At 43.8% G+C, this 11,956-nt stretch carries 10 protein-coding genes; 2 read left to right on the forward strand and 8 right to left on the reverse strand.

All coding sequences use genetic code 11. The features are described from left to right. Positions 1–308: 308 nt before the first annotated feature. The gene (locus ACIGBM_RS02285; protein ID WP_397476607.1) at positions 309–1,103 is read left to right on the forward strand and encodes a hydroxymethylpyrimidine/phosphomethylpyrimidine kinase; all 795 of its coding nucleotides are present in this window, start codon (positions 309–311) and stop codon (positions 1,101–1,103) included. Between the two features lie 103 nt (positions 1,104–1,206). On the opposite strand, the gene ACIGBM_RS02290 is transcribed toward ACIGBM_RS02285, so the two are convergent. The 5 genes from ACIGBM_RS02290 to ppx form a co-directional block, all read right to left on the reverse strand. Then, complete coding sequence (locus ACIGBM_RS02290) at positions 1,207–1,776, reverse strand: YggT family protein (protein WP_101205146.1); 570 nt, start codon at positions 1,774–1,776, stop codon at positions 1,207–1,209. A 118-nt stretch (positions 1,777–1,894) separates the two neighbouring features. Continuing rightward, positions 1,895–2,728: a pyrroline-5-carboxylate reductase gene (proC, locus tag ACIGBM_RS02295; RefSeq protein ID WP_397476608.1), complete on the reverse strand. Its 834-nt coding sequence runs from the start codon at positions 2,726–2,728 to the stop codon at positions 1,895–1,897. Positions 2,729–2,905: 177 nt separating this feature from the next. After that, positions 2,906–4,474 (reverse strand): tRNA lysidine(34) synthetase TilS, encoded by a 1,569-nt coding sequence (gene tilS, locus ACIGBM_RS02300; RefSeq protein ID WP_397476609.1) that lies wholly within the window; start codon positions 4,472–4,474, stop codon positions 2,906–2,908. 167 nt (positions 4,475–4,641) lie between these two features. Beyond that, positions 4,642–5,445: an acetyl-CoA carboxylase carboxyltransferase subunit alpha gene (locus ACIGBM_RS02305; RefSeq protein WP_102078709.1), complete on the reverse strand. Its 804-nt coding sequence runs from the start codon at positions 5,443–5,445 to the stop codon at positions 4,642–4,644. A gap of 177 nt (positions 5,446–5,622) precedes the next feature. Further along, positions 5,623–7,188 carry an exopolyphosphatase gene (gene ppx / locus ACIGBM_RS02310; protein ID WP_397476610.1) on the reverse strand — a complete coding sequence of 522 codons (1,566 nt, stop codon included), beginning with the start codon at positions 7,186–7,188 and terminating at the stop codon, positions 5,623–5,625. A gap of 460 nt (positions 7,189–7,648) precedes the next feature. Between ppx and ACIGBM_RS02315 the strand changes: the two genes are divergently transcribed. Then, positions 7,649–7,984: a DUF962 domain-containing protein gene (locus ACIGBM_RS02315; RefSeq protein WP_227511221.1), complete on the forward strand. Its 336-nt coding sequence runs from the start codon at positions 7,649–7,651 to the stop codon at positions 7,982–7,984. A gap of 125 nt (positions 7,985–8,109) precedes the next feature. Here the strand turns inward: ACIGBM_RS02315 and ACIGBM_RS02320 are convergent, their stop codons facing one another. From ACIGBM_RS02320 to ACIGBM_RS02330, 3 genes are all read right to left on the reverse strand, one after another. After that, complete coding sequence (locus tag ACIGBM_RS02320; protein WP_397476611.1) at positions 8,110–9,831, reverse strand: AMP-binding protein; 1,722 nt, start codon at positions 9,829–9,831, stop codon at positions 8,110–8,112. Positions 9,832–10,096: 265 nt separating this feature from the next. Beyond that, positions 10,097–11,398: a glutamate-1-semialdehyde 2,1-aminomutase gene (gene hemL / locus ACIGBM_RS02325; protein WP_397476612.1), complete on the reverse strand. Its 1,302-nt coding sequence runs from the start codon at positions 11,396–11,398 to the stop codon at positions 10,097–10,099. A gap of 103 nt (positions 11,399–11,501) precedes the next feature. Further along, complete coding sequence (locus ACIGBM_RS02330; RefSeq protein ID WP_057758016.1) at positions 11,502–11,855, reverse strand: zinc ribbon domain-containing protein YjdM; 354 nt, start codon at positions 11,853–11,855, stop codon at positions 11,502–11,504. Between the last annotated feature and the right edge of the window lie 101 nt (positions 11,856–11,956).

The following is an 11,956-nucleotide window of genomic DNA, read 5'->3' on the forward strand; positions in this document are numbered from 1 at the left end:
AAAGCCAAAACGAATTGCAAGCGTTGTCTACAGATTTAATGCGGCTTTTATCAAAATTATAGATATAAGTACTTATCTTGCATTTTTATAAGGAAAATTGCGGCATATTACCGCTAGATATGAATATTGAATTGCTTATTAATATTAAGTCTACTCACTCTACCGTCTTATACCTCATCCACAAGCATAAGCATAAGCATAAGCATAAGCATAAGCATAAGCATAAGCATAAGACTATGATAGATTTTTTAGTAGTAGGTGGCTATAGTATTTATCACTTACTTTAAAATATCTTAAAAGGAGCTGTTATGCGACCTGTCGTACTGTGTTTTTCAGGATTAGATCCTTCAGGCGGTGCTGGATTACAAGCGGATATCGAGGCCATCGGACAGTCAGGGGCACATGCAGCCATCGCGTGTACGGCGGTCACTATCCAAAGCTCACAGCAGGTATTTGGCTTTGAGCCTTGTGCGGCATCGTTGGTAAAAGCTCAAGCTACTGCGGTGCTTGATGACTTGCCTGTTAGTGCTATCAAATCAGGTATGCTCGGTACCACTGATAACATCGCAATGTTGACCGAACTATTTGCTGATCAAATCATCGATAATAATACGCCATTTGTCTTAGATCCTGTACTAGTCGCGAATAGCGGTGGCAGCTTGGGCGATGAGAAAACACTGGTTAGCGCCTTTAGACAATTGCTGCCCTATGCTACTTTAGTCACCCCAAATACTCATGAGCTACGTGCGCTTAGCGGAGAGCAAGACCTGCATGTCGGGGCACAAAAGCTATGTGCTCAAGGCGCTCATGCTGTACTGGTAAAAACCTCACATGATTTTAATAGCGGTGACATCGAGCAGTACTTATATATCCAAGGCGAGATGGTGCATAAAAGCACCTTACCGCGCTTAGATGGTGAGTTCCATGGCTCAGGATGTTCACTTGCCAGCTTTATCGCTGGACGCTTGGCAATAGGCGATGCTCTCATCGATGCTGTGCAAGCCTCAGACAGTTGGATTACCCAGACATTGCGGGCAGCTGATGCACCGCATCCTGATGATTCGCAAGCTCAACTCATACCCAATCGCTTTGTTCGTTTTTAGCATATCTAACAAGCCATAGCTTACCTAAATAGCAGACGCAAAAAAGGCGCTCTATATTTTTATAGAACGCCTTTTTTATGACAGTTTTTACATTTAATTAGGTTTAACCCAAGGTTGGCAACACACTCGCGGCCAAACCACCGATGAATATCTCCAGCAAATAGAACGCTAAGAAAGCCACCATTGGCGATAAGTCGAGCATACCTAAATTCGGCGTGATACGACGAAAAGGGGCCAAAATAGGCTCAGCCAAATTAATAATAATGCCAATAATCGGATGCTCAGATCTGGTAAACACCACAATCCAGCTAACGATGATAGAACCAATCACTAGATAGCGACACATGCGTAAAAAGTCTAACAATAAGCTAGTGGTACCCGTAAAGAATAGCGGTACAGGCGCAATACCTTTATGCGTCAATGCGGCCTTTCCAGAGATGTCGATTAGACGAATCAAAAACATTAGCACGATAGCAGCAATGCTAATACGACCCTGTGCAACAGTCGGAAAAATACGCCCGAATACATCGACGATATGCGTTGCTTTATAAGCAGGTGCAATCATCGGATTGCTTGCATCCATTCCTGCAAACTGCAACATAAAACGAATAAACACCAGCATCATAGCGAATGTGGTGACCAAATCAAAAATTTGAAATAACATGTTGTTCATGAAGTGCTACTCAATGTGACATTATTAACAGATTCTAGGATGACAAATGTCATTATCAGATGCTGATGATTACATAAATGTGTCGTCAGTGGTGACTCACAGCACACCTTGTCAGTGTTTACTTACTCATCTCTTCACTTAACGCTTGGCTACGATCATAGCAAGCTTGCATGGCCTCGCTGATTTGACGACCAATCTCATTGGCTTGCATTGACTCAACCGCTGCCTGAGTAGTACCGTTCGGTGAAGTAACTTTACGGCGTAACTCAGCTGGTGCATCATCACTATTCATCGCCATTTTTGCAGCACCTAACATGGTCTGCATAGCAAGCGCTGAGGCTTGTTCTTTATCTAACCCTAATGCAACTGCTCCATCGACCATCGATTCGATAAAGTAAAACATATACGCTGGCGCTGAACCTGATACGGCTGTAACGGCATGCATATGCTCTTCGTCATCGACCCACATGACCAAACCTGAGGCTTCCATAACAGCCGTTGCTAGCTGCTTCTGTTCCGCTGAGATATTGTCTGTACCGTAGAGGCCAGTCGCACCCATTTGAATCATAGAAGGCGTGTTTGGCATTGCACGGACGATATTGCTATAGCCGCCCAACATGTTTGATAAAAGATCAGTCGATAAACCTGCTGCCACTGAAATGACCAACTGATTATCTAGCACATCTGCAAAAGCACTTACCACTACTTTCATCATTTGTGGTTTGACTGCTAGCACCACGATATCTGCACCGATCACAGCAGATCTTGGATCAGCCATTGGATCAACAGTATTTAAACCTTTGGCGGCTAATTGCTCACGTGCATCGCTGCTAGGATCGGCGACCGTGATTAGATTTGGTTTGATGCCGCAACCCACAAGCCCGCTAATGAGCGCTTGTGCCATGTTTCCGCCACCAATAAAACTGATTTTTTTATTATCTAATACCGACATACTTGTCTCCTAGTCACAAAATTCAAAGGTATTCAACTTAACATACTGATATGTAAGACGACACTCAGTTTATCATACTGCCACTATCACCGTTTGATAAATTCAAAATGTCACGCCTGACATCAACCTGATAAAAATCAATGAGTCAGCCAACGGATATTAAACTTTTGACGCTTTCTATTCTAGTCTAAGCTCACTTTTGATGTGCTCGGCTAATTGATTGCTTTTAGCATCGCTATCTGTCTGCTCAGAACTCAAGAGCCAACTCTCAAATGGCGATGCTAGTAGTAGAGGAATATCAGTTTGAATGTCGCTTCCATTTTCAAATTTTTTTATAAGGGTGATGCTGACTACCGTCAGGCTTTCTCGTAGCCATAATGGAATCCCAAGGGTTTGATACAGTTTTTTGCCTGCTTGTGGGCGCGCAGCCATCTCAGTTTTCAACCGCTGTTTACGGCCTAACGGCGCAATTTTTAACACTGCCTGCTGTGCTATACCGTCCACACTATTATCTAACAATCGTACCAGCGCACCTGGCTTTACTTGCAACTGCCAAATGTAGTCATTACTGCTGCACAAGGTGACTAATTCGAAGCTATTATCAGCTGAATTATTCTTAGACAAACTCAGGCTAGATAGTGGCAGCACCTGCTCGGTCAGTGGTAGCTTCAGCCAAGACAGCCACTCGCTGCTCATACGATAGAGCTGCTGACGATAGCGGCGAATGGTATAAGACGCCTTACGACCTTGCCAAAACAGTTCTGTCTGATGGTCTTGGTCATCACGTAGGCTGAGAGTTAGCACATCATCGACGAGTTGCTTAGCAGGTGGTAGTGGCTCATCTTGACCGAGCCAATAATGTAATAATTGCCGCTGACGATACATGGGTAGCTTTTGCAACGCATCGATATTCAGCACGCGCTGTGCGGGTAAAAGTTGCAGGTCTGTACTTTCCGTCTGCTGCATATCCTGCATAGCTTGAGCATTGATTGTTTCCTGTGCATCACTTAACAGCTGTGCACTGCGAGCAATGTTATCAATGACATTGGGATTGTATGTAGCCAGTATTGGCATGATATCGCGGCGTAGCCCACTACGTACGTTGTCGCCGCTGTCATTCGTAGGATCATCTATATAAGGCAACTCTAAACGCTTAGCATAGGCGCTAATAGTGGCTCGTCGTATCGTGAGCCAAGGTCGCCACAGGACATTGCGCTGCCCGCCTTGTCTTCGTACACTCCACGGCTGTATACCAGACAGACCGTTGACTCCTGCTCCTTGAATCAATCGTATTAATACCGTTTCAGCTTGGTCATCAGCGTGATGCGCTAATAGCAATACATCATCTTGGTTAATATGAGCACGCATAATATTATAACGCGCTTGCCGAGCGGCCTGCTCATCATGCCCATTCACTTGTGCCTGTAAAATGCGACAAGGCAACTGCTGCGCTTGCGCCCAATTGGCAACATGCTTGGCCCAATGCTGACTATCCGATTGTAAGCCATGATCGACATGTAAAAGCTGCGGCAAACATGGCAACTTACCTTGTCGGTAGAGCTGCACACACAGCGCCGCAAGAGCTAATGAATCACGCCCACCACTACATGCTAGCCAAAGACGGCGACCATGCAACTGATCACTATACTCAGACATACTGCTCAAGAAAGCTGTCGCCAGAGTCTCATCAACTGGCAAATCGCCAATTGATTTAATAGGGTGTGAGATGATTGCGCTGCTGGTCATAGTCAGCCTTATTTTTCGTTATTTTAGATGCTTCATATAATAACAGCCAAAAAAAAACGCGCCATTAAATGACACGTTTTTATTTTAGCATTAAGACTTAGACTCTAATATGAAAAACCTATTATTGAATAATAGCGACTTAACAATAAAGGCGCCATCGCAACCAATTAAGCAGGCAACATCACTTCTGAGTTGAAAGATTTTAACTTTTCATAACGTAGCTCACAACGCTCTTGAGGATCTAAATCTTTGATCTCATCAAGCTGCTCAGTAATCAGTGCTTTTAAGGCATTCATCACAGGTTGTGGCTGCACATGTGCGCCTTCACCCTCTTCGATGACAGCGTCAATCAAACCCATTTGATAAAGGTTAATGGCGTTTAGTTTTAGCGCTTCACTAGCATCTTGTGCTTTTTCAGCGGTTTTCCAGAGGATAGAAGCACAACCTTCTGGCGAGATCACTGAGTAAATGCTATTTTGTAACATATTTACTTTATCACCAACACCAATTGCCAGAGCGCCGCCTGAGCCGCCTTCACCAATAATAGTCACAATTACAGGCACTTTCAGACTAGAAAATACAGCAATGCTTTCTGCAATCGCTTGCGCTTGTCCGCGCTCTTCTGCACCAATACCAGGATAAGCACCTTGGGTATCTACAAAGGTCATCACCGGAATGTTAAAGCGCTCGGCCATTTTGACCAAACGAATCACTTTGCGATAGCCTTCAGGATTGGCCATACCAAAGTTATGAGCAATACGCTCACGGGTGCTACGACCACGATGCTGACCAATTACCATCACAGGCTGACCATCAAAACGTGCAAGACCACCTAGAATGGCTTTGTCATCGGCAAAAGCACGGTCGCCATGCAACTCGTCAAATTCGGTAAAAAGCTGATTAACATAGTCCATAAATAATGGACGCTTGGCGTGTCGTGCAAGCTGCACACTATCCCAGACAGTGCTCATAGACGCTTCCCTTTAATAATTATACTTAATGTATTTATGTTTAAGAATAATATCGTTATCCGTATTCAGATAATGAAAGTACAGTTGTAAACTCAATAGGAGCTATAGTAGCACATCTTAAATAGCATGACATTATCGACAACGCCGCTTTTGTTACGTTAATCTTTAACTCAATACTTACAATGGTAACTGCTCAACCTCTGGAGTCTCAGCCTCTTGAGCTTCAATCACACTAAGCTGTACGCCCCATTTAGCAAACTGGTCAATCTCAGTACGCAAGTCTGCGAGCAAGAACGCATAATGTTCACTGCTATCCGCTAAGGTAATTTGCCAACTGTTTTCAGCGACTACCTTTAATTCTAGCTCTGGTAGCGCGTAATCACTGCGGCTATGATGTGCCAGTACGGCGAGGCGCAACAATAAGCAGAGATAAACCAACTGATCACCGCCAATCTGACAAGTCTGCTCTAGCATATCGGCTTTGAGCTTGCGGCGATGATTTAGCATCAACTGCGCCATGCGTTTTTGATCAACTTGCGAAAATCCTGGAATATCAGAGTATTCAAGTAAATATGCGCTGTGCTTGTGATAACTGCTATGACTGATTGCCAGCCCTATCTCATGCAAGAAAGCAGCACGTCTGAGCAAGTCGCAATCATCATTGGACAGCGCAAGCTTGTCTTTTACTTGTTCAAATAAATGGCGGCTAGTTTTTACCACTTGCTTGGCTTGCTTTTTATCCCCTGAATAACGCTTGATTAATGCCAATACACTGCGGTCACGCACATCTTCACTAGCAAAACGACCAAGCATATCGTACATAACGCCTTCGCGTAATGCACCATCTGAGTAGGTAATGGTCTCAACGCCTAGCACTTTCATCACCGCGCGCAATACTGCCACGCCAGCAGGAAATACAGCTTTACGATGTTCTTTGACGCCTTCTAACTCAATATAATCGATATTGCCAATCTTGATCAGCAATTTCTCTAATTTTTTGACACCTTTATAGGTAATTCGTTCTTGCTCATCGGCCCAACCTTTTGATACTAAAACATTACGCACCGCTTTGATTGTACCGCTTGAGCCGACTACGCTACTCCAGCCTGTCTTTTGATAACGACCGTTAATCGCTAAGACTTCTTTACGTGCACCTGAAATTGCACTATTAAAAGCTTCTTTAGTAATCAGGCCGTCAGCGAAGAATTTTTGGGTAAAAGAAACACAGCCCATTTGTAAGCTTTCAGTCAATAGTGGGTCGAAGTTTTGACCAATAATAAACTCTGTCGAACCGCCGCCAATATCCATAACCAAGCGCTTATCACTACTCTCATTGGTATGTGAGACGCCCAAATAAATCAATCGCGCTTCTTCGCGGCCCGCGATAATCTCAATAGGTCTTGGCAGGATTTTATTGGCACGGGAAATAAAGTCGTTGGCATTTTTGGCTTGACGCAAAGCATTGGTCGCCACCACACGAATACGCTCTGGCGGTACTGAATCCAAGCGCGCCACAAAGCGGCTTAAACAATCAAGACCGCGCTGCTCGGCGGCTGCGCTTAGAATATTATTTTCGTCCAAACCAGCGGCGAGCTGTACCTTTTCAGACATCGAGACTACTTTTCGCACTTCCCCATGGTCAAGACGAGCAATAGCTAAATGGAAACTGTTGGAACCAATATCGATGGCTGCCATCATTTCATCATCGCCAATTGGCGGATTCGTAAGGTAGTCAATAGGCATAGGACAAGTCGTCACCGTGTTAGAGAGAGTGGATAGTTTACCAAAATCACGTGCTATATAGTTATAAAATCACATGTATAGAAAAAAGTCATAACCACAAAAATCAGGGCAATTTTGTCATTAAAGCATTTATGCCAAACACTCGCAAGCAATGCAAAGTTGCAGCAGGGATATCGACGACCACCTTATAAGCTGACAGGTATCGGCTCAGCATCTAGCGCTTGTGTTACTCATATCGGTTTGCTACATTGAAAGCTATCAATATCATGATAAAAAACCGTTATTTACAGAATTTTTATCCGTATAATTTACTTCAAAAGTCACCAGCTAATCGGTTAAAAATCATCTGTAATTAATAGTTATTAAACTCACCAGCAAGGAAGCTAGTCACATGAATCAGACCACAACAAAAGACGCTACTCAAAATACTGAGACCCCTATCAGTAACGCCAAAAAAGACATGGTAAAAACTGAAAGTTCGCCTAAACAGGCATTTTATGATTTTTACTTAGATGAGCATCAAAACATGGCCTGTCGCCGTCTACATTTTGCAGGTAGTAGCTTTGGCTTATTAGGACTGGCAAAGTCTGTCAAAACTGGCTCAGCCAAACCTTTGGTAAAGGGCATTGCCGCCGGATATGCCTGTGCATGGGTTGGACACTTTTTCTTTGAAAAGAACAAGCCCGCTTCTTTTAAGTTTCCATTGAAAAGCTTTGTCAGTGATTTTCGTATGTATAGCGATGTGCTACGAGGCAATCTGAGCTTGAGAGATCGTAAGTTTGATAAAGCACGATAAAGTTTAGTCGCCATATAAATTAAGTGACAAAAAAACTGGGCTATTATTTTTAGCGGCCCAGTTTTCAATTATATTGATAGCTTCGTTGATGTCAGCTAATTTCTATAAGCGAAACGACACATTTCTTATCGTAAGGATTTGCGTAATATTTTGCCAACAGCAGTCTTAGGTAGCTCATCGATAAACTCATAGGACTGTGGACGCTTATAACCAGTTAAACGCTTGCCCGCAAAGTCTTGTAGCTCCTCTACGGTGAGAGCCGCGTCTTTTTTGACCACAAACGCTTTTGGCACTTCCCCGCTATGGTCATCTGCCACCCCGACTACAGCGACTTCGAGCACTTTAGGATGTTCAGTCAGCGCAGCCTCTACTTCATTGGGATATACGTTAAATCCTGATACCAGTATCATGTCCTTTTTACGGTCGACGAGTGTCAAAAACCCCTCATCATTCATAACGCCAATATCACCTGATCTAAAGTAGCCATTTGGGGTAAAAGTATCTGCATTGTCTCGCTGCCAATAACCGCGCATGACCTGAGGCCCTTTGATACAGACCTCACCCCTTGTACCTGTTGGGCACGTATTCCCATTCTCATCAATGATATGGATATCTGTCAAAGCCAGTGGTAGTCCGACGCTACCATTGAACTCTGTAATGCCAGACGGATTGAAAGAAATAACAGGCGCCGTCTCAGACATTCCATAGCCTTCGCTAATAATCATACCTGTCACTTGCTGCCATTGATCAGAGACCGCTTTAATAATCGCTGTGCCGCCGCCGATAGATAGTGCCAAACGACTAAAATCTAGACTGGCGAATTTTGGATGATGCAGCATGCCAATGAATAATGTATTCACTGAAGGGATAACATGAGGTCGGTGCTGTTCAATGGTATTCACTAAACCATCGATATCACGTGGATTGGTGACCAATATATCTTCCCAGCCGCCATAAAGACCTAGCAAGCCGCAGACCGTAAACGAAAAAATATGATAAAGCGGTAAGGGATTAAGTATTTTAATCTGCTCGCTACGATTGGCTTCAATCGTTTTACCAAACATCGCGTAGCACTGGCAGACATTGGCCATGACATTATAATGAGTTAGCATGGCACCTTTTGGCTTGCCAGTCGTACCGCCTGTATATTGCAGTAGCGCCAAATCTTCACGTTCAATCGTAACTGTTTTGAACGCTTCTGCACCATAGGCCTGCATAATATGTGCAAACATTATGTTGTGCTGTGATGATTCATTTGATAATTCGGTCGAGGAATGTGTTTGCTCATCTGTGTTCGCAGATTGTGCTGTGCCAATTTGACTGAGCAAGGCAATGTCGTTATCAGCAATGCTAGGATCAATGAAACATCTGACCACCCATTTTAGCTGCGCTTTGACTGTGTCATCTAATTGCTCGTAAGCAGTGCTCATACCATCTAGCACAATTAGACCACAGGCTTGAGCGTCAGTGAGCTGATGTGCCAATTCATATTGGGTATACATGGGATTGACATTGACCAATACCACACCTGCACGTAGGCAACCCAACAGTACCACGGCATACTGCAGTATATTTGGCAGTTGTACCGCTATGCGATCGCCCTTCTCAACACCTTGCGCTTGTAAAAAAGTAGCAAAACGTCGACTGGCAATATCTAGCTGCCTAAAAGTGAGCGATGCCGCACCCATACTAAAAGCTGGAAATTCACTATTCTGTTCAATCTTTGGTTGCAGTAAGTCAATTAGATTTTGCTTACCTTCCAATACATTCAAATGATTGTCTAGGCCGCATTGGTCGTAAGTGGCTTGCCATAATGGCGCGGTATTGGTAGAAGTACTGGTACTCATTCGTTTGCATCCTTGCTTAATTGGCTGGGTTTACCTCAGAATATCATAACTTATTGTCTGTTTTTCGGATGCGCAGGCAAGAACTGTATAAGCATCAGTCACGTTAACGGCTATACAAACAATCTTCAAAAATACTTTGTATTCTTCCCAATACGATTATAAATAAGATATCGATAAACAAAAAAACCAGCAAAGATCACGGGATGATCTTGCTGGTTTTTTTAAGCTTCAACTTTTTAGTTAGCTAATAACTTACATGGCTAAACTATGCTTTTGCCATTTCTGCAAATATCTCATCAGCCGCTTTGATTGACGCATCAATGTCTTCATCGCTATGTTTGATAGACATAAAGCCTGCTTCATAAGCTGATGGTGCCAAGTAAATACCGCGATCTAGCATACCGTGGAAGAAAGTATTGAATACGTCCATATCGCACTCTGTCACGTCATCGAAGTTTTTTGGCGTTTCGGTTGCGTTATCTTTGACAAAGAACATGCCAAACATACCGCCCAACTTGTTGGTACGTAGATGGATGCCATGTTTATCAGCTGCTGCTTGGAAACCATCCATTAGGTGATCAACTTTCGCTGCTAATTCGTCATAAAAACCCTCTGCCGTTAAGTCTTCAAACATAGCGATACCAGCGCGCATCGCTAGTGGATTGCCTGATAACGTGCCAGCTTGATAGACGCCGCCAAGTGGCGCGATGCAAGACATGACTTCTTTTTTACCACCGAAAGCACCAACGGGTAAGCCAGCACCGATGATTTTACCGAAACAGGTCAAGTCTGGGTCAATACCGAAATGGGCTTGCGCGCCGCCAAGACCGACGCGGAAGCCCGTCATGACTTCATCAAAAATCAATACTGCGCCATTATCCGTACATTCTGCACGCAACGTATCATGAAATTCTTGTATTGGGATAACCATGTTCATGTTGCCAGCGATAGGCTCTAAGATAACGCAGGCAATTTCTTCACCCCATTTCTCAAAGCAGTCCTTAATCGCTTGCGGATCATTATAAGGAATCGTAATGGTATGCTTAGCAAAGTCTGCTGGCACGCCTTTCGACGTTGGCTCACCAATATCAAGCATGCCAGAGCCAGCTTTTACCAACAAGCTGTCTGAATGCCCATGGTAGCAACCTTCGAACTTAACGATTTTGTCACGCTGAGTATAACCACGTGCCAAGCGAATCGCACTCATGGTCGCTTCGGTACCAGAGCTGGTCATACGAATCATTTCAACACTCGGTACGATGTCACAAATCTTGTCAGCAACTGTTGTCTCGAACGGCGTTGGTGTACCAAAGCTCAAACCGTCATCGGCCGCTTTTTTAACCGCATCAATGACTTTTGGATGTGCATGACCCAAAATCATTGGGCCCCAAGAGCCGACATAATCGATATAAGCATTGTCTTCGGTATCATAAATTTTGCTGCCATTGGCACGGTGCATAAAGATTGGCGTACCACCAACTCCTGCAAAGGCGCGAACTGGCGAGTTAACACCACCTGGGATATGTTTACGTGCTTGTGCAAAGAGCTGTTCGTTTTTAGTACTCATAATTATTCTCTACTTATAGCGACATTTATAACGACAATGTTTTGTGATTGAGCGTCTATTTTATATTTGTTTATTATTGAATCTTTCAAGAAGTTTTTACAATTTAAGCTTTTTTGACCACAGAAGACTTAAGCTTCATTGGTCCGTAGCCATCAAGTTTGCAGTCGATATCATGACCGTCAGTAGCATCTGGCAACAGGCGAATACTTTTCGCTTTCGTCCCTACTTTAATCACGATTGAAGAGCCTTTGACTTTTAGGTCTTTAATAACCGTCACCGCATCGCCGTCCTGTAGCTCATTGCCAACAGCATCACGAATAACTGCGTCTTGGTCTTCAGCTTGCGCTGCATCAGTCTCAGCCGCCGTCCATTCATGAGCACACATAGGACATACCAGTAACGCACCATCTTCATACGTATATTCAGCATCACATTTAGGGCAATTTGGTAAGCTCATTATTTCCTCGGCAGCCATCGTACATTAGGTTAATTGTAGAGCTGATATTGTACCGTAACTCACCATCTTTAACCAATTTGTACGCTTGAAAATCAAACGCT

The organism is Psychrobacter sp. NPDC077938 (genome assembly GCF_044542635.1).
In the GTDB taxonomy this organism is placed as follows: domain Bacteria; phylum Pseudomonadota; class Gammaproteobacteria; order Pseudomonadales; family Moraxellaceae; genus Psychrobacter.